Source organism: Mycobacteroides salmoniphilum (assembly GCF_004924335.1).
In the GTDB taxonomy this organism is placed as follows: Bacteria; Actinomycetota; Actinomycetes; order Mycobacteriales; family Mycobacteriaceae; genus Mycobacterium; species Mycobacterium salmoniphilum.
Genome location: NZ_CP024633.1, coordinates 3,684,086 through 3,706,409, shown reverse-complemented (window position 1 = coordinate 3,706,409; position 22,324 = coordinate 3,684,086). Strand labels below are relative to the sequence as shown.

Below are 22,324 nucleotides of genomic sequence, written 5' to 3'. Positions count from 1 at the left end.
CGTTACTCGCTAACGGGAATCAGCTTGCCGGGGTTGAGAATTCCCCGCGGGTCGACGGTTCGCTTCACCGCCTGCAGGATCTCGATGCCGAGTTCACCGACCTCGTCGGCCAGCCACGGTTGATGATCGCGTCCGACGGCGTGATGGTGCGTGATGGTGCCACCCGCGGCGACGATGGCATCACCTGCCGCCTTCTTCGCCGTGCTCCACTGGGTCATCGGATCCTCGGCGGCCGCGCACACCACGGTGAAGTACAGTGAGGCGCCCGTGCGATAGGTATGCGAGATATGGCACAACACCAGCGGCGGGGTGCCCTGGGCCCCAAGCGCTTCGGCGAGTGCTGAGGTGACCGCCGTGCGCAGGGTGGCGAGGTTTTGCCACGAGGTCGCGGTCTCCAACGTCTCCACCACAGCGCCCGCATCGATGAGGGCATCGCGCAGATACGGCGCATCGAAACGGCCGTGATCCCAGGCCTTGGCGGGTTCGTCGCCGAGCGCGGTTCCGCCCGCAGCGGTGAGAACGGCGGCCACTTCGGCCGACCGGGCCTCGACGTGCCCGCGCGTGCCCTCGACTGTCGTGATCGCTAGTACGCCCGGAGCCGGGTTCTTGCCGCCGATGTCTTTGGCCAGAGCGAGATTCAGCCCGCTTTCGGCTTCGTCGGACAGCCGCAGCACGGTGGGCGCCGCATCGGCCTGCACGAGTGTGCGCAGCGCCCGCGCACCGGCGTCGAAGGAGGGGAAGGACCAACCCTGGTACCAGGTGTCCTCGGGGAGTCGGTGCACGCGCACGGTCACCTCGGTGATGATGCCGAGTGCGCCCTCGGATCCCAGGAAGAGCTGCCGCAGGTCCGGGCCGGCCGCCGAGGCGGGCGCCCTGCCCAGATTGAGATCTCCGCGCGGTGTGGCGATCCGGACCGCATCCACCATCGCGTCGAAGCGCCCGTATCCGCTGGAGGCCTGCCCGGAAGAGCGAGTGGCGGCGAAACCGCCGATGCTCGCGAACCGGTAGCTCTGCGGAAAGTGTCCGAGCGAAAAGCCCTGGGCGCCAAGCAGCTCTTCGGCCTCGGGCCCTGTCGTTCCGGGCAGCAGCACCGCCGTTCCGGATTCCTCGTCAAGGGAGACCAGACCGGACATCCGTCGTAGGTCCACCGCGATGACTGCGGTGAATCCGCCGCGCTCGGGGTCCAGCCCGCCGACCACGCTGGTGCCGCCGCCGAACGGTACGACCGCGATGGCCTGCTCACCGCAGAGCTCCAGGAGCGTGGACACCTCGTCGTGCGATGCCGGGTAGACGATGGCGTCGGGCGCCTCTTGGACGCCGGTGGAGCGCCGGCGCAGCAGGTCCGGTGTGCTCTTGCCGCCCGAATGCCGCAGCCGGGCGCCGTGATCGGTGCGCACATGCTCGGTGCCGAGCAGATCCGACAGGGCGGTCAACTGCTCTTGGGTGAGAGAGCTGGGGGACAGGGTGACGGTGGATTCGTCGCGGCTGACCGGATCCCGTTCGGGAATGCCCAGCGCAGATGCCAGGAGCGTCTTCACCTGAGGTGAGAGAGTCTGTCGTTTTTCGGCCACGCCCCAGGCGTCCCACTCCATCATGCGTTACAGTATTACATACGATGGCAAGTTGTAACGCAGATCTTCTGGTGAAGGTGAGGTGACATGACGGTCGAGACGACAGACGTCGCTGGGGTCGCGGAGATCCCGGCGGATCCCGTCACCGAACGCATCCTCGATGCCGCGCTGTCCTGCGTCACCGAGTTCGGGGTGCGTCGCACCACACTGGTGGAGGTCGCCAAGCGTGCCGGTGTCAGCCGTCCGTCGGTGTATCGGCGCTGGCCCGATGTGCGCTCCCTGGTCGCCGATCTGTTGACGCGGGAAATGGCCTCGATCCTGCCCGCGACCGGACAGGGGCACGCGCGCGATCGCCTGGTCCAGTCGGTGACAGGTCTAGTCACCCAGGTGCGTGAGCACTCGATTTTCGCGGCAATCCTGCGTTCCGATCCCGAACTCCTGCTGACTTACATCGTGCGGCGGTTGGGCACCAGCCAGCGCGCACTCGTCGGCTGGACCGCGCTGCTCATCGCCGAGGGCCAGGCCGACGGATCGATTCGCCACGGTGGCCCCGAGCAGATGGCGGCGATGGTGCTGCTGATCGGCCAATCGGTTCTCCAGTCGGCGCGCATCGTCGCCGACATTCTCTCGCCGGATGAGCTGGTGAATGAATTGGCCACTGCCATCGACGGATATCTCACGGCTTGATCTGCCCCTTAGGAGAGTTCATGACAACCCAGCTCAACAGCACACGACGCAGTGGCGATCTTGCCGCGCTGGCCGGTGGCGCTCCGGTTGACGTCCTCGTCATCGGCGGTGGTATCACCGGTGTCGGGGTAGCACTCGATGCGGCGAGCCGCGGCCTGCGTGTCACACTGGTCGAGAAGCACGACCTTGCTTTCGGCACAAGCAGATTCAGTTCCAAGCTGGTGCACGGCGGATTGCGCTATCTCGCTTCGGGTCAGGTGGGTATTGCCAGGGAAAGTGCGATCGAGCGACACATTCTCATGACGCGTACCGCGCCGCACCTCATTCACCCGCTCGCGCAGGTGGTTCCGCTGCATCCGGCGGTGAGCATGTTCAGCCGGACCCTGGTGCGGGTGGGATTCGTCGCGGGGGATGGGTTGCGCAAGCTCGCACACACCTCGGCCGATGTGCTGCCCCGCTCACGCGCGATCGACGCGGGTGAAGTGATCCGCCGGGCCCCGACCGTGCGGCGCAACGGACTTCGCGGTGGGCTGATGGCCTTCGACGGGCAACTCGTCGATGATGCACGGTTGGTGGTGTCGATCGCGCGGACCGCGGCCGGGCTGGGCGCCCGCATCCTCACCAGAGTGTCCGCCGAACAGGTCACCGGCGACGGCGCGGTGCTCCGCGACGAGCTGACCGGCAATACCATTGCGGTACAGGCGGGTTTGGTCATCAACGCCGCCGGGGTGTGGGCCGGCCAAGTCGATCATGACATCAAGCTGCGTCCTAGCCGCGGGACGCACCTGGTGTTCCGCGCGGCCAGCTTCGGCGGACTTACCGCAGCCCTGACCGTTCCGGTGCCCGGCACAATCAACCGTTTCGTGTTCGCGCTGCCCGCCATCCACGATCGGGTGTACCTCGGGCTCACCGACGAGCCGGCGCCCGGCCCGGTACCGGATGTGGCCGAACCCTCTGCGGCGGAGGAGCGGTTCCTCCTCGACACCGTGAACACCGTGCTGCAGACCTCGCTGTCCGAATCGGATGTGGCGGGACGTTTTGCGGGGCTGCGACCCCTGCTCGACGGTGATGACTCCGCGACCGCGGACCTGTCCCGCAAGCACGCGGTCCGGGTATCGGATTCGGGCGTCGTCAGCGTGGTGGGTGGCAAGCTGACCACCTATCGCAAGATGGCCGAGGACGCCCTTGACGCGGGTCTGGAACGCCGGCCGCTGGCGGCCTCGGAGTGTGTGACACAGAACCTGACGGTGGTGGACGACTGGCCGGGTGCCGTCGGTACCCGGCTGGTCGAAGATGTCGATATCACCTGTGAACAAGTCGAATTCGCGCTCACTCATGAGGGTGCGCTCGACACCGATGATGTTCTCGATCGTCGTACCCGTATCGGGCTGGTGCCCGCCGACAAGGAACTGGCTGCCGGCGCGGTTCAGGGACTCGTCGAATCCTACTTCTCGCAGGTGAACTGAACCACGTCGATCCAGCCCTCCCGGAAGGCATCGGCGCAACCTGTCAGGTACTTGATGTACCTGTCGTAAACCTCTTGGGATTGAAGGGAAATCGCTTCATCCTTGTGGGCGACGAGGTTCTCGGCCCAGCAGTCCAGGGTGCGTGCATAGTGGAGTTGCAGCGCTTGGTGGCGGGTAACGCGGAAGCCCGCTTGCGCGGCATGCTGGTCCACCATCGGCACGGAAGGTAAACGGCCACCAGGGAATATCTCGGTGAGCATAAAGTGCATGAATCGAACCCGCGACATCAGTAGCGGAACTCCCCTGCGCTTCAATTCCTCCGGGTGAAAGCTGACAATGGTGTGCAGCAACATCTTTCCATCGTCAGGAAGTATCCGATGGGCCATCTCGAAGAAGCTGGCGTACCGCTCGTGGCCGAAATGTTCGAAGGCGCCGATGCTGACGATTCGGTCGACGGTGCCGTCGAACTCCTCCCACCCGGCCAACCGAACCTCATGCGTACGCGAACTTTCGGTGGAGTCGAGAAGCTTGGTGACGTGCGTGAATTGGTTTTTGCTGAGGGTCAGGCCGATGACATTGACGTCGTAGTGCTCAAGGGCACGTTTCAGGGTGGAACCCCAACCGCAACCGACATCGAGCAGGGTCATCCCGGGCTCTAGGCCCAGTTTTCCGAGCGCGAGGTCGATCTTGGCCTGCTGTGCCTGCGCGAGTGTCAGGCTCTCGGGTTCGAAGTATGCGCAGCTGTAGGTCCTACTGGGGTCGAGAAACAGTGCGAAGAAGTCGTCAGACAGGTCGTAATGTGCTTGTACATCAGAGAACTTGGGGGTCAATCTGGACATGCAAAGGCCTCTCGCGAGAGATGGCGCTGTGCCCCGGACGGCGCGCGTGCGATTGATGGGATCTCGGGGTGGCTGCTACCCCGTGCCGAGGCTAAAGCATGATCGCAGCAGGTACAAGGATTCCACGCAGAATTAACAGCCAGCTTGATCCCGACGAAATCGTTCCCTACGGGACCTAATTAGCGGTCCGCGGCCTCGGATTCCGTTGCGTCCTCTGCGGGCTCTGATCGAGCGAAGTTCTCGGTGAGCTTGGCAATGACCCGGTTCCACAGCGGTTCGGGCAGATCGTGGCCCATTCCGTCGATCAGTGCCAACCGTGCGCCGGGAGTGGCGCGCGCGATGGCGCGCGCACCCGAAGGACGCATCAGCTTGTCGGCCCTGCCGTGCAAAACGAGTGCGGGCGAAGTGATTCGGTTGTCGAATGGCACCAGGCTGCCGGTCCCCATGATCGCGGCGAATTGCCGGGCGAACCCCTTGGGGTAGTAGCTACGGTCGTAATACTCGGCAGCGTGTAGATATGACTTCGCCTCGGACTGGCGGTATTTCGGACTGCCGATGGTCCGGCCCACCTGCACGCTATTGGCGATGATCTGCTCACGCGTGGCGTCGGCGGGCGGAGGCTTCAGCAGCGCCATCAGTTGACGGGGTCCGGGCGGCGGTAGGAACGGCTGGTTGTTGCTCGACATGACGATGCTGACCGTCTCGGTCCGGTTGGGATGCTCGGCGGCGAAAACCTGCGCGATCATGCCGCCCATCGAAGCCCCCACGATATGTGCCTGCTCGATGCCGAGATGGTCGAGTAGGCCGGCCGCGTCGGCCGCCATGTCCACCAGGGTGTAAGCGGTGTCGGCAATTTTCACTCCGGCAAGGAATTTCGCCATAGTGGGAAGGAGTGAGCCGCCGCCGGCGCGCACCCCGTTCAGTTTGGTCGACAGGCCACAGTCCCGGTTGTCGAAGCGGATGACACGGTAGCCCCGGTCCGCGATCTGCTGGCAGAACTCGGTGCGCCAGAACACCATCTGCGCACCGATGCCCATGATGAGCAGCACCGCAGGGTCGGCCGTGTTGCCGAACTCCTCGTAGCACAGCTCGATATCGCCGACCTTTGCGGTGCTGGCCGTCATGTCAGATATCTCCCTCGCGGTTGTGCTCGCGGCTGATGTCGACAATGAAGTTGCCGAAGTAGCCCTTGAGTTCGGGGTCTTCCATCATCTGCCAGCGCGGCGCCAGCAGCTTCATGTACCGCTCGACGTACAGGAATTGCTTGCCGATAAGCACCAACTCGCGCGGCAGCTTGACGTCGTATTGCTCGGCGAGTGTGGACAGCTGCTTGCCGATCTCCGAATATGACATGTCCTCAAGGGATTTCATAGTGAGGGGAGTGGCGAAGGATTGCATGTCCCGGGTGCCCTTGTCGGCGTCGCCGGGGTTGCCGACGGCGCCCAGGAGAACAACGATCTTGCCCGCGGCGCGATGATCCTTCTTGACCAGTAGCGCGTGAATCAGCTCGCGCAGCAGCCAGCGGGTCCGCGGGTCGATGAAGCCGACGATGCCGAAGTCCAGGAACACGATCCGGCCCTCGTGGTCCACCAGAAGGTTTCCCGCATGCAGGTCGCCGTGAAACAAGCCCTGGCGCAGACCGGATTCGAACACCGAGAATAACAACGACTTCACCAGCTCGGTGCCGTCGAATCCCGCCTTGCGAATGGCCGGTGCATCGTCGATCCGGATGCCGTGCACCCGCTCCATGGTGAGCACCTTGGATGTCGTGTAGTGCCAGTGCACATCCGGCACCCGGATGTTCTTGCCGAGCGACGAGGTGTGCAGGTGCTCCACCCAGGTCTGCATGGCCTGGCCTTCGGCAAGGAAATCCAGTTCCTCGGAAAGGTTTCCGGAGAAATCGTCCACAACATCGCGGGCGGAGAGCATCCGGCCCACCTTGCCTAGTTCCAGTAGCGCCGCTCCGCGCTTCATGATCTGCAGGTCGGCGGCGACCCGACGGCGGATCCCCGGACGTTGGATCTTGACCACCACGTCCTCGCCGGAATGCAGTGTCGCGTAATGCACCTGGGCGATCGATGCGGATGCGAACGGCTCGGAGTCAAAGCTGGCGAAGAGCTTTTCGGGTTCATCGCCGAGCTCGGAGATGATGAGTTCGCGAACCTGGGCTGAATCAGCGGGGGGGACGCGATCGAGCAGACCACGGAATTCACGGGACAGCGGCTCGCCGAACGCGCCCGGACTGGACGCGATGATCTGGCCGAGCTTGACGTACGTGGGACCCAGATCGGAGAAGGTCTGGGGAAGCTCGGCGATAACCTTCTGCTCGAAGCTGCCCTTCTTGGTGATCTTGCCCAGCACTCGGCCCGCGGTGCGGGCGACCTGCCAGCCTGTGGTGCCCAGCCGCGCGGCCTCAGAGAGCAACGCCACGCGCCCGAGCGGTGCAACCTGACGTCCACGGCCTTCACCTACGCTCCGGCCGGAACGTTCTTGGGCAGTCATGAAATGCAAGTGTGCCGCATCATGGCCGTGCGGCCCTAGTCAGTCCTGCACACAGTCTCCCGCGAGCGGGAGGTGCCCCTGTCAAAAGTTGCCAACAACTCCGTGGTCACGGGCTCCCACACGGGCTCGGGCAGATCGTGGCCCATGCCTTCGATGAGCGCGAACCGTGAGTTCCGGATGTTCTTGGCCACCACCCGCCCGTTCTGGTACGGCACCAGCGGGTCATTACGGCCGTGGATCACGACCGTCGGGGCGGTGATGGCGCGGGTGAAGCGCAGCAGGCTGCCGGTGCCCAGGATGGCATCAAATTGGCGCACGGTGCCCACCTTGTAGTCGCTGCGGGCCCGGTGTTCCAGGATGCGCTGTCGCAGGGCCTCGCGGGAGGGCAGGTTGTCGGGCCCGTTGTAGACGATGCCGGTGTTCACCTCGAACTCGAGCCATTCCTCGGGCGTTGCGTTCTTACCGGGGGCCGTCATGGTGGTCTTGATCAGTTCCCAGGACGGCAACCGTGAGAACGGGCGGCCGGTCGCCGAGTAGATGATGCCGACGGAGTTCACGCGCTCCGGGTAGGTGCCCGCGAAGACCTGCACGATCATCCCGCCCATCGAGGCACCCGCGATATGCACCGTGTCCAGCTCGAGGTGGTCGATGAGGGTGCGGACGTCCTCGGCCATGTCGATGAGCGTGTACGGGACCTCACTGCCCACGCCGAATGCGTAGCGGACCACCCGGCGCTGCACCGATCCCGGGGCCTTGTGCCCGTCCAGTTTCGTCGACAGCCCGCAATCGCGGTTGTCGAAGCGGATCACGCGATAGCCGCGATCGAGGAGCTGCTGGCAGAACCCGTCCGGCCACATCGGGAGCTGCGCCGCCACTCCCATGACGAGGATGACGGCCGGATCGCGGGGATTGCCGAGGTCTTCGTAGAAGAGCTCGATATCGCCGTTACGTGCAATGCCTGATCGGGTCGGAACTTCGGAGGACAGCGGCACCATTCCTGGATACCACGCCGTTTTGGATGATTGCCCCCATCTGCGGTAATCTCCTCGGAGCTCCACCGAAGACCGTCGGTCACCTCTCGCGAGGTTGAAGGTTCAGGACTTGTCCTGACGGCCCACGCAGGAGGACGAGGTTTAGAATCGCGGATCACAAGTCCGCGGATTTTCACGCCCCGACCTGTCTGCGTCGGGGCGTTCGTCATTTCAGACTCCTTCTCGATCTTGGGTTAACGGTGGAACGACCGAAACGAGATGAGGAGGCAATACATGGCCAAGACTGAAAAGGTCACCGCCGTTGCCGAGATCACCGAGCAGTTCAAGGATTCGACTGCGACCGTGATCACCGAGTACCGCGGCCTGTCGGTGTCTGCTCTGGGCACCCTGCGTCGCTCCCTCGGAGCTTCCGCCACCTACTCCGTCGCCAAGAACACGCTGGTCAAGCGTGCGGCTGCGGAGGCCGGTGTGGAGGGCCTGGACGAACTGTTCAGTGGCCCAACGGCAATCGCGTTCATCAAGGGTGAGCCCGTGGACGCTGCGAAGGCCATCAAGACCTTCGCAAAAGATAACAAGGCTCTGATCATCAAGGGCGGCTACATGGATGGCCGCGCTCTGTCAGTTGCCGAGGTTGAGCGCATCGCCGATCTGGAATCGCGCGAGGTGCTGCTGGCCAAGCTGGCCGGCGCGATGAAGGGCAACCTGGCCAAGGCCGCCGGGCTGTTCAACGCCCCGGCGTCCCAGGTTGCACGCCTGGCCGCCGCCCTGCAGGAAAAGAAGGCCAGCGAAGAGGCGGCGTAGAAGCGCCCCTTCGATCCGCCAGTACCAACCAAACCTGTTGTAAATCAAGGAAGGAACCAACATCATGGCAAAGCTGAGCACCGAGGAACTGATCGATGCTTTCAAGGAGCTGACGCTGCTTGAGCTGTCCGAGTTCGTCAAGACCTTCGAAGAGGTCTTCGAGGTCACCGCTGCCGCTCCGGTCGCCGTCGCCGCCGCCGGTGGCGCCGCCCCGGCCGCCGAGGCCGCCGAGGAGCAGAGCGAGTTCGACGTCATCCTGGAGAGCGCCGGCGACAAGAAGATCGGCGTTATCAAGGTTGTGCGCGAGATCGTCTCCGGCCTGGGTCTGAAGGAAGCCAAGGACCTGGTCGACGCGGCCCCCAAGCCGCTGCTGGAGAAGGTCGCCAAGGAGGCCGCCGAGGACGCCAAGGCCAAGCTCGAGGCCGCTGGCGCGACGATCACCGTCAAGTAGTTCGCAGTACCTTTCGAAACCCGGCCCCTGGGAGTCTTCGGACTTCCGGGGGCCGGTTTCGTGTGCAACCCGCACACTCGATTCTGTGATCGTCTTTCTGCTCATCGTCGTGGGCTGTCTCCTGCTGCTCCTCGTGGTGCTTCGCACCCGGCGTCGTCGCGTTCCCGAGACGGCCGCACCCACTCCGCGAACGAAGACGTGCACCGATGACGAGTTGCGCAAGCACCTGCTGGCGCGTCTTGCCCGGGATATGCGAGCTCCCGCCGCAACGGCCGTCCGTGCGGTGGCAGCCCTGCGGGATACGGCGGTGTTGGCACCATCACCGAGCGCGGTGCCGATTCGCCACGAAGATCCCGACGAATTGTCCTGGGCGCCCCTTTAGCTCGGCGCGACTCCGCTAGATGAGCGCGGCGATTCGGGTGGCGGCGGTAGCGGCCGAGCTGCTTACCTGTTCGGGGCTATCGCCCAGCGCGATAAGTAGATCCGTGGTCATGGAGCCCAGTACCGGGCCCACCGCGGCGCCGTTTTCGCCCCAGAAGCCGGCCAGTTCCAGCATGACAAAACCGTGCATGATGGTCCAGAACTTGGCGGCGGTCGCGGCGACCTTCGCGGCATCGTCGGGAGAGCCGTCGATCCGGTCAGCGGCCATGGCGCGCTGCACGCTGCGATAGAGCTGCGTGGCGCTGGCGTGCTGCGGCGTCAGGTGCACGGTGTTGAACATGTTGCGGCTGGGGGCGTTGATGCCGTGCGCGCTCGTGACCCCGAACATCAATCGGTACATGTGCGGGTGGTCGATGGCGAACTGGCGATAGACCATGCCCGTCACCATGAAATCGGCGATGGGGTCGTCGGTCTGAGGCACGTCGGACTGTGCTGCGGCGAACTGGCGCAGGCCTTCCTCGGCCACCTCGGCGATGAGCTCGCTCATGCCACCGAAATAGGTGTAGACCGCCATGGTGGAGGTGCCGGCGGCGGCGGCGATCTTGCGCGTCTGCAGTGCGTCGGGGCCCTGCTCGTTCAGCAGCTGTACGGCCGCGGACACCAGGTCGACCCGGGGATTGCGGGCGACGGTCCGGTCGTTTCCCTGACTGTTCCGCGGTATGGATGAGCTCATGGTCTTGCCATGTTCGCACAACGGGAGTAGGTTCACCATAACGGCGTAATAACGATGTTATGCCGGCCAGTCAGCCCCTGGAGGACACGATGACCGCCGCAGTCCAACCCACCGCCACGGAGAGTCTGTATCTGACCGGAGTCTGGGAGCCGGTTCAGCAGGAAGTGACAAGTACGGACCTGAAGGTCACCGGCACCATTCCGGACTACCTGGACGGGCGCTACCTGCGTAACGGTCCCAACCCCGCCGCCGAGGTGGACCCCGCGACCTACCACCTGTTCAGCGGAGACGCGATGGTGCACGGCCTGTCGCTACGCGATGGGAAGGCGCAGTGGTACCGCAATCGCTGGGTGCGTACCGCGGCAGTGCGCAAGGCACTGGGTGAGCCGGTGGTCGCGGTCGGTACCTCGGCGGGTACATCGCTGATCGGACCCAACACCAATGCGCTCAGTCATGCCGGTCGCACCCTGGCGTTGGTGGAGGGAGGTATCGCCAATTACGAGCTCACCGAGGAGCTGGATACCGTCGGGGCCTGCGATTTCCAGGGGACCCTGCCGGGTGGATACACCGCCCACCCGAAAATTGATCCCGATACCGGCGAAATGCATGCCGTCTCATACTCTTTCGCGCGCGGTAACACCGTCCAGTATTCGGTCATCGATATCTCGGGCAGGGCCCGCCGTACGGTTGACATCAAGGTCCATGGGTCTCCGATGATGCACGACTTCACCCTCACCGAGAAGTACGTCGTCTTCTACGACCTGCCCGTCACCCTGGATACCTCGATGATCACCAAATCGGTGCCGATGCCCGCGATTCTGCGTAAGCCCGCCCAGCTGGTCATGCAATCCCTGATTGGCAAGATCAAGATCCCCGGCCCGATCGCCGCCAGGGCGAGTCAACTCTCGGGGAAGTCTCCCTCGATTCCATACTCATGGAATCCCAAGTACCCGGCCAGAATTGGTGTGATGCCGCGCGAGGGAGGCAAATCCGATGTGCGCTGGTTCGAGATCGAGCCGTGCTACGTGTTCCACCCGCTCAACGGATACTCCGAGATGCGCGACGGCCAGGAAGTCGTGGTGATCGATTTGGTCCGTTATGACTCCATGTTCTCCGCCGATGTACTCGGGCCCAGTGATGCGCGTGGCCTGCTCGACCGTTGGGTCATCAACCTGGCCAAGGGCACCGTCACCATGGAGCGTCGCGATGATCGCCACCTCGAGTTCCCCCGTATCAACGAGAAGCTGACTGGCAAGAAGCACCGGTACGGCTACCTGCCCTGCATCGCCGGGGCATTCGAGTCCGACGGCAAGGTAGACGGCAGCCTGGTCAAGTTTGACTACCAGACAGGCACCGACTGCCGGACTGCGCTTGATTCGCTTGCGGTCGGCGAGATGTCGTTTGTGCCGAATCCTTCGGGAACGGCCGAAGACGACGGTGTGCTCGTCGGGTTCGGTCTCAGCGCCGGGACGTCCGAGGGCAAGTTCGTGGTGCTGGACGCGCAGACCCTGGAGCTTGCCGCGACGGTCGATCTGCCGCAGCGAGTTCCGGCAGGTTTCCATGGCAACTGGGACCCCCGCTAAGACGATGGACGGCCCCCTGCCGGAGTCGTTGCGCTACACGGACGGACGGTACGTCTTTGAACGAAGGCCGGGGCTGGATACGACGGCGGCGCCGCTGGCAGAGCGCCGTCGTTTCGCCGGAGCGCTGCATGCGATACATCGGCCATGGTTCGCGATCCGGGTGCCGCGCGGTGTCGGCGTACTGACCACCATCGGAAGAAAATCCGGGAGTCCGCGCATCACGTACGTCAAGGCGGTGCGCGATGGGGACAGGGCATATCTGGCCGCGATCACCGGCCGGCACACCCTGTGGGTCAAGAATATTCAGGCCAACCCGCAGGTGAGCCTGAGGCTCACCGACGGAACGTACTCCGGGGCGGCTCGGCCGATCGCCACCGGCGACCCGGTGTACGGCGCGGCCCGCGAGCGGTTCTGCGGCGTCATACATCCCTTCGACTACGTCGAAAACATGTTCCACCGCAAGGGGTTGCCATCCCGACGCAAGATTGTCGAACTGCATCGCGCCTGGTTCGAGGGCGGGACACCGCTGGTCGTCGAACTCGACACACACGCGTGACGCCGTCGGGAAATCGCCGCTGAAACCGCGTGACCGCGTCACACTCGTGACATGGAGATCACCGCGGCCATCAGCGCCATCCTCGGGGCATTCGGGCTTTCCGGTGCCGCCGGACTGAATGCCTGGCTGCCGCTGCTCGCGGTGGGTGCCGCCGATCGATTCGGGTGGATCGAGCTCGGATCGTCGTATGGCTGGCTGTCCTCTACGCCGGCGCTCGTCGTTCTTGCGGTCATCTTCGTGCTCGACCTCGTCGGCGACAAGATTCCGGCCCTGGACTCGGTCCTGCATGCGGTCGGCACATTCATCGCGCCGGCCTCGGGAGCCATTCTGTTCACGGCAGAAACGAGCCTTTCCTCGAATCTGCCCCCGGCGGTAGCGGCGATCCTCGGGGCCATCACCGCCGGCAGTGTGCATGCCGGCCGAACGGTCGCACGTCCCTTTGTGACGGGCACCACTGCCGGCGTGGGGAATCCGGTGGTCTCGACTGCCGAAGATGGCACTTCGCTGGTCCTGACGATTCTCGCCTTGGCGTTGCCGATCCTTGCGTTTGTCGTGGTGCTGATGCTGATGGTCGCGCTGGGATGGGTGGCCTTCCGGGCCATCCGATGGGCGCGGGGCAGGCGCAGAACCGACTCGGCCGGTCCATAGGTAGCTCTGGCGATAACGGCTATCGCAGGACGAATGTGGATGGGGCTCATAGAGTGATCACGACGAGAGAATGAAGGTGACATGAATCTGGCCGTACGGCACGTCTTTATCGCTTGCGCCGCGCTACTGGTGGCGAGGGTGACCATGCTGGACCACGGTCTGGCGGCGGTGTGGGGAGTGGACCGGGGTGATGACGCCCTCGGCACCGTGGAGTGGGCGACCGTCGCGGGTGACGTGGTGGCAGTGGTGACATTGCTTGTGTTCGCCCGGTTGGGAAATCACATTCGGCCGACAACCTTCCTGGCCGCCGGCCTGGTGATCCTGGGCCTGTCGACGGCCGGTTCGTTGATACCGGGATCGGCGACGTTGCTTGCCTGGGTGATGCTGGTTTCGGCACTGGGCGCTGGGCTGACCATGGTGGCCTCGATGCTGATCGTCCTGCATTCGACGCCTCGGCAGGGCCGCGGTCTGTCCTTGGGATTCTGGGTGGCGATGTACCCGTTGGCCATGCTGGCGGGTCAGGTTTTGGACATCAACTCGCCGCAGAACTGGCGCCCGATCACCTACGGGATCCTTGCGGCGACCGTCGTGGTGCTGGTCGTGGTTCTCACTCAGCCACACCGCGAATTCGTTGGCACCTTCGACACCTTCGACCTCGTTGGCGCGCTGCTGTGGCTGGTTGGGGTGTCCGCGCTGGCCTGGCTCCTGATCGACGAATCCTCGCCGGTGCGCGCGGTGATCCTCGGGATCATCGTGGTGGCGTCCTTCGGTGCGCTCTTCGCGCAGACGCGGCGCAGGGGCTCGGCGGCACTGATCGCCGCGGACGTGCTGACCCGTCCCGTCGTGCTGGCGGCACTGCTGGCCATCACCGTGCTCACATTCCTCGTGCGTTTCGCCGACTTCGACCATGCCGCCATGTGGTGGTCGATCGATCGTGAGCAGGCGCCGTCAGACACCCCCGCGTTGGCTCTCTTTGTCGCCGGACTCGTCTTGTCTCCGGTCGCCGGGTACCTCATCGACGCGGGCAAGCGGACGCTCGTCGCGGTGCTGGGTGTGGTGTTGCTGGTGGCCGGAGTGGTGGCGACCGTCATCGAACTGGACGCCGCGACGACTGAGGGGGGATTGATACTGGGTCTGCTGTTCTCCGGGGCCGGTATCGGGACGCTGGCCGTCTACCTTTTCTACGCGGTGTTCCACGGGGTTTCGCCGGTGCAGCTGACGGTGGTCGGGGGCCTGGCGGTCACCGCTTCTGCGCTGGGTGTTGTCCTCGGTCAGTTCGTTCGGCAGCGTGCTGAGGTGGATCTGCTGACCGGATATGGCCTGACACATCCGAGTGTCTTCGCCGATGTCGTCGGGTTGATCGTCGTGCTCATCGCGCTGCTGGCCGGGGCACTGCTCATCGTGGAGCGCCGACGGCATGATTCTGCGGACAGCGAGCCCGCCGACAAGTAGTCGTCGGCGCGTGGGAGGGCGAGTTGGCCGAAGACCGGCGACAGCGTGCACTAAACGCGTAGTGCCTGGTTATCACAGTTAGCCAGTCGACGGGCTGGTCTGGGCACAAACGCGATGCAGCTCCTGGGCATGCGCTAAAGTGATCCGAACCACAGCCTGGCCGGGTTGGTGGTGACGTGTGCGTGTCGCGGAAGGATCGCCTGGTGGGTGCAGAAGTCTCCGTTGAGGGTTTGACCAAGTCCTTTGGTTCACAACGAATCTGGGAGAATGTCACCCTGTCTCTGCCGCCGGGTGAAGTCAGCGTGCTACTGGGGCCGTCCGGTACCGGTAAGTCCGTCTTCCTGAAGTCGCTGATCGGACTGCTGCGTCCGGAGCAGGGTGCCATCTACGTCGACGGCACCAACATCATGGAGTGCTCCTCCAAGGAGCTGTACGAGATCCGCAAGCTGTTCGGCGTGATGTTCCAGGACGGCGCGCTGTTCGGCTCGATGAACCTGTACGACAACACCGCCTTCCCCTTGCGTGAGCACACCAAGAAGAAGGAATCCGAGATCCGCGACATCGTCATGCAGAAGCTTGACGTCGTGGGTCTGACCGGCCACGAGACCAAGTTCCCCGGTGAGATCTCCGGCGGTATGCGCAAGCGCGCCGGCCTGGCCCGCTCGCTGGTGCTGGACCCGCAGATCATCCTCTGCGACGAGCCGGACTCCGGTCTGGACCCGGTGCGTACCGCCTACCTGAGCCAGCTCCTCATCGACATCAACGCGCAGATCGACGCCACGATCCTGATCGTGACGCACAACATCAACATCGCCCGTACTGTCCCGGACAACATGGGCATGCTGTACCGCCGCCAGCTCGTCATGTTCGGCCCCCGTGAGGTGCTGTTAACCAGTGACGAGCCGGTGATCAGGCAGTTCCTCAACGGTCGCCGCATCGGGCCGATCGGTATGTCCGAGGAAAAGGACGAGGCCACCATGGCCGAGGAGCAGGCCCTCGTCGACGCCGGCCACCACGATGGTGGCGTCGAGGAGATCGAGGGTGTGCCGCCGCAGATCATCGCCACTCCCGGTATGCCGGAGCGGGCGGCGGTTGGTCGTCGTCAGGCGCGGGTGCGTGAGCTGATGCACTCGCTGCCGCCGAGTGCGCAGGCCGCCATCCAGGACAGCCTTGCGGGCACTCACCAGTTCCCCGTGCATACCTTCGCCGATGAGCCCGGTACCGCGGCAACCGCCACGTTGGCGCCGCCGCACACCGAGCAGCCCACGCAGACCATTCATACGGTCGATGACGACGACGCTCCCACGGGCCAGATCCCGCCCGTACGGGGGTAGTAGCGGCCTCGGTGAATCCGGGGTTGATATTTGCAAACACGCGTTATCAAATAGGGGTCAGCCCTGTGTGACGTGTGAAAGCGGTGCCGACTATGACAGTCGAGACGAAGGCGACATTCTGTCGTATCTGTGAGCCGTTGTGCGGGATGGTCGCCACGGTCGAGGACGGCAAGCTGCTCTCGCTGCGTCCCGACAAGGAGAATCCGCTCTCGGCGGGCTTTGCCTGTCAGAAGGGCATTGCCTTCGCCGAGATACACAACGACCCGGACCGGGTAACCGTCCCCTTGCGGCGCACCGCATCTGGTGAGTTCGAGCCGGTGGACTGGGAGACCGCGATGGCCGATATCGCGGCCCGGGTGCGAGATATCCACCGCGCGCACGGATCGGGCGGCCTGGCCTGGTACTTCGGAAACCCCGGGGCATTTAGCTACTCGCACGTCATGTGGCTTCAGCTGATGACCAGCGGGATAGGTGCCGGGTTCCACCTGTTCACGGCCGGTTCGCAAGACATCAACAATCAGTTTGTCGCCAGTCAGCTGCTGTACGGGTCGCCGCTGGTGTTTCCCATCCCCGACATCCCGCGTACCGACCTGCTGGTCGTGATCGGCGCGAATCCCGTGGTGTCACATGGAAGTGCGCTATCGATGCCACGGATCAAGGACCGGATGCGCGAGGTAGTCAAGCGTGGTGGGCGAGTCCTCGTCATCGATCCACGCCGTACCGAGACGGCCTCGGAGTTCGAGTGGATGGGTATCACCCCCGACGGAGACGCCTTCCTGATGCTATCGCTCATTCAGGTGATGTTCGCCGAGGGGCTGGTTGACCGTGCGCGAATTACTAAGCAAGCCAACGGAATAGATTGGATCGAGGCCGTCTCTCGGGACTTCACGCCCGAATCCACTCATGCGAAGACGGGGATCGAGCCGGTGACGGTGCGCCGGTTGGCGCGGGATCTTGCCGGCACGCCCCGCGCGGCCGTGTATGGACGCGTCGGGATCTGTCTCGGCGAGAACGGGACGTTGACGAGCTATCTGCTCAATGTCGTGAACATCGTCGCCGGTAACGCCGACATCCCCGGTGGTCAGGTCTTCGGTGGGTACGGGATGCCGGGGGAGCGGTACGCCATGAAGGTCGCGGGCCGGGCGCTCGGCGCGATCTACCGGCGCCGCCGCTCACGCATCGGCGGTTTCCCTTCGGTACTCGGGTCCGAACCCGCGGCCCTGATGGCCAAGGAGATCACCACGCCGGGCAAGGGGCAGGTGCGCGGGTTGTTTGTAAGTGCCGGAAACCCGGCGCTCTCGGTGCCCAACGGCGACGAGCTCGAAGGTGCACTGAAACAGCTCGATCTCATGGTTGCGATCGACCTCTACGTCAACGAGACGAATGCCCACGCCGACTACATCCTGCCGGCCACCACCATGTATGAGCGCGACGATTTTCCGGTCGCCTTTCCGTCGATGCAGCCCACTCCGTTCCGTCAGGCCAGTGAGGCCGTCGTCCCACCGGCGGGCCTGGCTCGGCAGGAATGGGAGATCATCGACGATCTGACGGCGCGGCTGTGGCGGATGACCCCGCTATTGGGCGCGGTTCAGGGCGTTCGCAGGCTGATGTCGCTGTTCGGTAGCCGTCTCACTCCGCGCCCGATGATCGACATGGTGATTCGCCTCGGCGAGGGCGGTGACTGGTTTGGGCTGCGGCGGGGCGGTGTCAGTTTCCGCAACCTGGTGGAGCAGCATCCCCACGGCAAGGTGGTGGCGCCGATGGTGCCCGAGGGCGGCCTGCGGCGGGCCGTAGTGCACCGCGGTGGCCGAGTGCGACTGCAGCACAACGACATAGAGCGGGAGATTGCCTCGCTGGCCGGGCGGCGCAGCGATCCGGACTACCCCATGCGGCTGATCGGGATGCGGGAGGCGCGCTCAGAGAACTCGTGGATGCACAACTCGCCGATGCTCATGCGCGGCGCGAGGATGCAGCGCGCTCAGCTTCACGTCGACGATGCCGACCGCCTGGGAATCGCCACCAATGACCGGATCCGGATCAGCTCGCCGCACGGACAGATCGAGCTACCCGCCGCGGCGACCAAGGACATCGTTCCCGGCGTTATCGCCGTACCGCACGGATGGGGCCATAACCGCGGCGGTGCGTGGCAGACCGCCAATGCGAACCCCGGCGCCAACGTCAACGTGCTGATGTCCAGCGAGCCGGAGGACCTGGAGGCGCTGGCCGGGATGGCGCGGCTCAACGGGGTGCCCGTCAGGGTGGCGCGCGTGTGACGGGTGCGGAGTGGTCGTCGGGCTGGATCCTGCGGGAGCGTACTGGCCGAGGCAGTCGCCGCTCCTGCCCGCCGGGCGAGGCGGGACGGCGTGGATTCCTGCGTGCCGACGGCCCGCGGTCGCCGTTTCCCGACGGCAGCCCATCGTGCTCATTACCCCCGTCTGCCCATCCGCCGCGGGCCGGCCGAGCGTCGGCGGTACTTCTCCGGGCTCAGTCAGACGCTCGGCGCGGCCACGCCCGGCCAAGGCGGCCGAAATAGCGAAAAAGAAACGCCGAAAATACTGGCGCTATCTCTTGACGGGCGGCGTGCGACGAGTCACTCTGTTTGGCAGCACGGACGTTTGCGAATGCAGTGAGGCCGCCAGCCAGCACTGATCCGCAGAATTGACCGGGCAGTTGAAGGCTGCGCGATAGTACGCTATTGTTAGACGTTGCGCTGGCTGCCTCCTGCCCACCTTCCCTCGCCACGACGGTGTTGGTTCATGTTGTGATCGATCGGGTGTGTGTTTGGTCGTTGCTTGCGCAAAACAACGCAGATGCGCGGCAACACTGGAGGACCGATCTTGGCAGTCTCTCGCCAGACTAAGACCGATAACGCAACCACTAACTCCGTACCTGGGGCGCCTAGCCGACTGTCTTTCGCCAAGCTGCGTGAACCGCTTGCGGTTCCCGGCCTGCTCGATGTGCAGACGGATTCTTTTGAATGGCTGGTTGGCTCACCCCGATGGCGTGAGGTTGCGACTGCTCGCGGTGAGGTGAACCCGACCGGCGGCCTTGAGGAAATCCTCACGGAGCTCTCGCCGATCGAGGACTTCTCGGGCTCGATGTCGCTGTCATTCAGCGACCCGCGCTTCGACGAGGTCAAGGCACCCGTTGACGAGTGCAAAGACAAGGACATGACGTACGCGGCTCCGCTGTTCGTCACGGCCGAGTTCATCAACAACAACACCGGCGAGATCAAGAGCCAGACGGTCTTCATGGGTGACTTCCCGATGATGACCGACATGGGCACCTTCATCATCAACGGCACCGAGCGTGTGGTCGTGTCGCAGCTGGTCCGTTCGCCCGGCGTCTACTTCGACGAGAACATCGACAAGTCGACCGAGAAGACCCTGCACAGCGTCAAGGTCATCCCCGGCCGCGGTGCGTGGCTCGAGTTCGATGTCGACAAGCGAGACACCGTCGGTGTCCGCATCGACCGCAAGCGTCGTCAGCCGGTCACCGTGCTGCTGAAGGCGCTCGGTTGGACCAACGAGCAGATCGTTGAGCGTTTCGGGTTCTCCGAGATCATGATGGGGACCCTGGAGAAGGACAACATCGCCGGTCCCGACGAGGCGCTGCTGGATATCTACCGCAAGCTGCGTCCGGGCGAGCCGCCGACCAAGGAGTCCGCGCAGGCCCTGCTGGAGAACCTGTTCTTCAAGGAGAAGCGCTACGACCTGGCCCGCGTGGGCCGGTACAAGGTGAACAAGAAGCTGGGTCTGGGTGGTGCTAACCCTGCTCTGGTGACTGCCACCACGCTCACCGAGGAAGATGTCGTCGCCACCATCGAGTACCTGGTGCGTCTGCACGAGGGCCAGACCACGATGACCGCCCCCGGTGGTCTCGAGGTTCCCGTAGAGGTCGACGACATCGACCACTTCGGTAACCGCCGTCTGCGTACCGTCGGCGAGCTGATCCAGAACCAGATCCGGGTGGGCCTGTCCCGCATGGAGCGCGTCGTGCGTGAGCGCATGACCACTCAGGACGTCGAGGCGATCACCCCGCAGACCCTGATCAACATCCGTCCCGTCGTGGCGGCGATCAAGGAGTTCTTCGGAACCAGCCAGCTGTCGCAGTTCATGGACCAGAACAACCCGCTCTCGGGGCTGACCCACAAGCGTCGTCTGTCGGCGCTGGGCCCGGGTGGTCTGACCCGTGACCGTGCCGGCCTTGAGGTCCGCGACGTGCACCCCTCGCACTACGGCCGCATGTGCCCGATCGAGACCCCGGAAGGCCCGAACATCGGCCTGATCGGCTCGCTGTCGGTATATGCGCGGGTTAATCCGTTCGGCTTCATCGAGACGCCGTACCGCAAGGTGGTCGAGGGTGTCGTCACCGATGAGATCCGCTACCTGACCGCCGACGAAGAGGACCGCCACGTGGTGGCGCAGGCCAATTCGCCGACCGACGAGAAGGGCCGCTTCACCGAGGAGCGCGTCCTCGTGCGCCGTAAGGGCGGCGAGGTCGAGTTCGTGCCGTCGACCAACGTCGACTACATGGACGTCTCGCCGCGCCAGATGGTGTCGGTCGCGACGGCCATGATCCCGTTCCTCGAGCACGACGACGCCAACCGCGCACTGATGGGTGCCAACATGCAGCGCCAGGCGGTCCCGCTGGTGCGTAGTGAGGCCCCGCTGGTCGGTACCGGTATGGAGCTGCGTGCTGCCATCGACGCCGGTGACGTTGTTATCGCGGAGAAGGCCGGTGTCATCGAAGAGGTGTCCGCCGACTACATCACCGTGATGGCCGACGACGGCAGCCGCCAGAGCTACCGGCTGCGCAAGTTCGCGCGGTCGAACCACGGCACCTGCGCCAACCAGCGTCCGATCGTGGACGAAAGTCAGCGTGTCGAGGTCGGCCAGGTTCTGGCCGACGGTCCTTGCACCGAAAACGGCGAGATGGCCCTCGGTAAGAACCTGCTCGTGGCGATCATGCCGTGGGAAGGCCACAACTACGAGGACGCCATCATCCTGTCCAACCGCCTGGTGGAAGAGGATGTGCTTACCTCGATTCACATCGAAGAGCACGAGATCGATGCGCGCGACACCAAGCTGGGCGCCGAGGAGATCACCCGGGATATCCCGAACGTCTCCGATGAGGTGCTGGCCGATCTCGACGAGCGCGGCATCATCCGCATCGGCGCCGAGGTCCGCGACGGCGACATCCTCGTCGGCAAGGTCACCCCGAAGGGTGAGACTGAGCTGACCCCCGAGGAGCGCCTGCTGCGTGCCATCTTCGGCGAGAAGGCCCGCGAGGTCCGCGACACCTCTCTGAAGGTGCCGCACGGTGAGTCCGGCAAGGTCATCGGCATCCGCGTCTTCTCGCGCGATGACGACGACGATCTGCCCGCCGGTGTCAACGAGCTGGTCCGGGTCTACGTCGCGCAGAAGCGCAAGATCTCCGACGGTGACAAGCTGGCCGGACGCCACGGCAACAAGGGCGTCATCGGCAAGATCCTGCCTGCGGAGGACATGCCGTTCCTGCCCGATGGCACCCCGGTGGACGTCATCTTGAACACGCACGGTGTGCCGCGTCGTATGAACATCGGCCAGATCCTGGAGACCCACCTTGGGTGGGTGGCCAAGACCGGCTGGAACATCGAGGGCAACCCCGAGTGGGCGCAGAACCTCCCCGAGGATCTGCAGTCGGCCCCGGCCGACACCCGCACGGCCACCCCGGTGTTCGACGGTGCCCGCGAGGAGGAGCTGACCGGACTGCTGTCCTCGACGCTGCCCAACCGGGACGGCGAGGTCATGGTGGACGGTGACGGCAAGGCGCGGCTGTTCGACGGCCGTAGCGGCGAGCCGTTCCCGTACCCGGTGACCGTCGGATACATGTACATCCTGAAGCTGCACCACTTGGTCGACGACAAGATTCACGCGCGTTCGACCGGCCCGTACTCGATGATCACCCAGCAGCCGCTCGGTGGTAAGGCGCAGTTCGGTGGTCAGCGATTCGGTGAGATGGAGTGCTGGGCCATGCAGGCCTACGGTGCGGCATACACGCTGCAGGAGCTATTGACCATCAAGTCCGACGACACCGTCGGTCGAGTGAAGGTCTACGAGGCGATCGTCAAGGGCGAGAACATCCCCGAGCCGGGGATCCCGGAGTCGTTCAAGGTTCTGCTCAAGGAACTCCAGTCGCTGTGCCTGAACGTGGAGGTGCTTTCCAAGGAGGGCACCACCATCGAAATGCGCGACGGCGATGACGAGGACCTGGAGCGCGCTGCCGCGAACCTGGGAATCAACTTGTCCCGCAACGAATCTGCGTCCATTGAGGACTTCGCCTAACC

Annotated in this window: 18 protein-coding genes; 12 read left to right on the top strand and 6 right to left on the bottom strand. The window is 64.5% G+C overall.

The genetic code is table 11. The annotated features are described in order from the left end of the window. Positions 1-2 precede the first annotated feature (2 nt). On the bottom strand, positions 3-1,595 hold the full coding sequence (locus DSM43276_RS18415) for an FAD-binding oxidoreductase (protein ID WP_078327810.1): 1,593 nt from the start codon (positions 1,593-1,595) through the stop codon (positions 3-5). Between the two features lie 63 nt (positions 1,596-1,658). Between DSM43276_RS18415 and DSM43276_RS18410 the strand changes: the two genes are divergently transcribed. Beyond that, positions 1,659-2,258: a TetR/AcrR family transcriptional regulator gene (locus DSM43276_RS18410; RefSeq protein WP_078327809.1), complete on the top strand. Its 600-nt coding sequence runs from the start codon at positions 1,659-1,661 to the stop codon at positions 2,256-2,258. 20 nt (positions 2,259-2,278) lie between these two features. Continuing rightward, positions 2,279-3,724, top strand: a complete 1,446-nt coding sequence (locus DSM43276_RS18405; RefSeq protein ID WP_078327808.1) for a glycerol-3-phosphate dehydrogenase/oxidase — start codon at positions 2,279-2,281, stop codon at positions 3,722-3,724. Here DSM43276_RS18405 and DSM43276_RS18400 read toward each other — a convergent pair. From DSM43276_RS18400 to DSM43276_RS18385, 4 genes are all read right to left on the bottom strand, one after another. Continuing rightward, a complete protein-coding gene (locus DSM43276_RS18400) occupies positions 3,703-4,563 on the bottom strand; it encodes a cyclopropane mycolic acid synthase family methyltransferase (protein WP_078327807.1) in 861 nt (286 codons plus the stop codon). The genes DSM43276_RS18405 and DSM43276_RS18400 overlap by 22 nt on opposite strands. A gap of 179 nt (positions 4,564-4,742) precedes the next feature. Then, entirely contained in the window at positions 4,743-5,687 is a 945-nt protein-coding gene (locus tag DSM43276_RS18395) for an alpha/beta fold hydrolase (RefSeq protein WP_078327806.1), read from the bottom strand. Between the two features lies 1 nt (position 5,688). Then, positions 5,689-6,993 carry an ABC1 kinase family protein gene (locus DSM43276_RS18390; protein WP_078327805.1) on the bottom strand — a complete coding sequence of 435 codons (1,305 nt, stop codon included), beginning with the start codon at positions 6,991-6,993 and terminating at the stop codon, positions 5,689-5,691. A gap of 107 nt (positions 6,994-7,100) precedes the next feature. After that, positions 7,101-8,060 carry an alpha/beta fold hydrolase gene (locus DSM43276_RS18385; RefSeq protein ID WP_078327804.1) on the bottom strand — a complete coding sequence of 320 codons (960 nt, stop codon included), beginning with the start codon at positions 8,058-8,060 and terminating at the stop codon, positions 7,101-7,103. A 270-nt stretch (positions 8,061-8,330) separates the two neighbouring features. Here DSM43276_RS18385 and rplJ point away from each other — a divergent pair, with 270 nt between their 5' ends. The 3 genes from rplJ (at position 8,331) to DSM43276_RS18365 (ending at position 9,691) form a co-directional block, all read left to right on the top strand. Next, a complete protein-coding gene (gene rplJ, locus DSM43276_RS18375; protein WP_078323456.1) occupies positions 8,331-8,858 on the top strand; it encodes a 50S ribosomal protein L10 in 528 nt (175 codons plus the stop codon). Positions 8,859-8,922: 64 nt separating this feature from the next. After that, positions 8,923-9,309 (top strand): 50S ribosomal protein L7/L12, encoded by a 387-nt coding sequence (gene rplL / locus DSM43276_RS18370; protein WP_070952067.1) that lies wholly within the window; start codon positions 8,923-8,925, stop codon positions 9,307-9,309. A gap of 85 nt (positions 9,310-9,394) precedes the next feature. Then, positions 9,395-9,691 (top strand): hypothetical protein, encoded by a 297-nt coding sequence (locus DSM43276_RS18365; RefSeq protein WP_078327803.1) that lies wholly within the window; start codon positions 9,395-9,397, stop codon positions 9,689-9,691. Positions 9,692-9,706: 15 nt separating this feature from the next. Here DSM43276_RS18365 and DSM43276_RS18360 read toward each other — a convergent pair whose 3' ends face one another. Beyond that, positions 9,707-10,462: a TetR/AcrR family transcriptional regulator gene (locus tag DSM43276_RS18360; protein WP_078323458.1), complete on the bottom strand. Its 756-nt coding sequence runs from the start codon at positions 10,460-10,462 to the stop codon at positions 9,707-9,709. A 50-nt stretch (positions 10,463-10,512) separates the two neighbouring features. Between DSM43276_RS18360 and DSM43276_RS18355 the strand changes: the two genes are divergently transcribed. From DSM43276_RS18355 to rpoB, 7 genes are all read left to right on the top strand, one after another. Next, entirely contained in the window at positions 10,513-12,006 is a 1,494-nt protein-coding gene (locus DSM43276_RS18355; RefSeq protein WP_078328001.1) for a carotenoid oxygenase family protein, read from the top strand. Beyond that, a complete protein-coding gene (locus DSM43276_RS18350; protein WP_078323459.1) occupies positions 11,984-12,562 on the top strand; it encodes a nitroreductase family deazaflavin-dependent oxidoreductase in 579 nt (192 codons plus the stop codon). The genes DSM43276_RS18355 and DSM43276_RS18350 overlap by 23 nt, the downstream gene beginning before the upstream one ends. A gap of 51 nt (positions 12,563-12,613) precedes the next feature. Continuing rightward, complete coding sequence (locus tag DSM43276_RS18345) at positions 12,614-13,210, top strand: DUF4126 domain-containing protein (protein WP_078327802.1); 597 nt, start codon at positions 12,614-12,616, stop codon at positions 13,208-13,210. A gap of 81 nt (positions 13,211-13,291) precedes the next feature. After that, complete coding sequence (locus tag DSM43276_RS18340; protein ID WP_078327801.1) at positions 13,292-14,662, top strand: MFS transporter; 1,371 nt, start codon at positions 13,292-13,294, stop codon at positions 14,660-14,662. Positions 14,663-14,865: 203 nt separating this feature from the next. After that, positions 14,866-15,996 (top strand): ABC transporter ATP-binding protein, encoded by a 1,131-nt coding sequence (locus DSM43276_RS18335; RefSeq protein ID WP_078324070.1) that lies wholly within the window; start codon positions 14,866-14,868, stop codon positions 15,994-15,996. A gap of 92 nt (positions 15,997-16,088) precedes the next feature. Further along, the gene (locus DSM43276_RS18330) at positions 16,089-18,269 is read left to right on the top strand and encodes a molybdopterin-dependent oxidoreductase (RefSeq protein ID WP_078327800.1); all 2,181 of its coding nucleotides are present in this window, start codon (positions 16,089-16,091) and stop codon (positions 18,267-18,269) included. A gap of 537 nt (positions 18,270-18,806) precedes the next feature. Continuing rightward, positions 18,807-22,322 (top strand): DNA-directed RNA polymerase subunit beta, encoded by a 3,516-nt coding sequence (rpoB, locus tag DSM43276_RS18325; RefSeq protein ID WP_099051372.1) that lies wholly within the window; start codon positions 18,807-18,809, stop codon positions 22,320-22,322. The last annotated feature ends 2 nt before the right edge of the window (positions 22,323-22,324 follow it).

Coding starts and splice junctions, on each gene's coding strand:
- DSM43276_RS18415 (WP_078327810.1), bottom strand. CDS start 1,595: ATGATGGAGTGGGACGCCTGGGGCGTGGCCGAAAAACGACAGACTCTC.
- DSM43276_RS18410 (WP_078327809.1), top strand. CDS start 1,659: ATGACGGTCGAGACGACAGACGTCGCTGGGGTCGCGGAGATCCCGGCG.
- DSM43276_RS18405 (WP_078327808.1), top strand. CDS start 2,279: ATGACAACCCAGCTCAACAGCACACGACGCAGTGGCGATCTTGCCGCG.
- DSM43276_RS18400 (WP_078327807.1), bottom strand. CDS start 4,563: ATGTCCAGATTGACCCCCAAGTTCTCTGATGTACAAGCACATTACGAC.
- DSM43276_RS18395 (WP_078327806.1), bottom strand. CDS start 5,687: ATGACGGCCAGCACCGCAAAGGTCGGCGATATCGAGCTGTGCTACGAG.
- DSM43276_RS18385 (WP_078327804.1), bottom strand. CDS start 8,060: ATGGTGCCGCTGTCCTCCGAAGTTCCGACCCGATCAGGCATTGCACGT.
- rplJ (WP_078323456.1), top strand. CDS start 8,331: ATGGCCAAGACTGAAAAGGTCACCGCCGTTGCCGAGATCACCGAGCAG.
- rplL (WP_070952067.1), top strand. CDS start 8,923: ATGGCAAAGCTGAGCACCGAGGAACTGATCGATGCTTTCAAGGAGCTG.
- DSM43276_RS18360 (WP_078323458.1), bottom strand. CDS start 10,462: ATGGTGAACCTACTCCCGTTGTGCGAACATGGCAAGACCATGAGCTCA.
- DSM43276_RS18355 (WP_078328001.1), top strand. CDS start 10,513: ATGACCGCCGCAGTCCAACCCACCGCCACGGAGAGTCTGTATCTGACC.
- DSM43276_RS18350 (WP_078323459.1), top strand. CDS start 11,984: ATGGCAACTGGGACCCCCGCTAAGACGATGGACGGCCCCCTGCCGGAG.
- DSM43276_RS18345 (WP_078327802.1), top strand. CDS start 12,614: ATGGAGATCACCGCGGCCATCAGCGCCATCCTCGGGGCATTCGGGCTT.
- DSM43276_RS18340 (WP_078327801.1), top strand. CDS start 13,292: ATGAATCTGGCCGTACGGCACGTCTTTATCGCTTGCGCCGCGCTACTG.
- DSM43276_RS18330 (WP_078327800.1), top strand. CDS start 16,089: ATGACAGTCGAGACGAAGGCGACATTCTGTCGTATCTGTGAGCCGTTG.
- rpoB (WP_099051372.1), top strand. CDS start 18,807: ATGCGCGGCAACACTGGAGGACCGATCTTGGCAGTCTCTCGCCAGACT.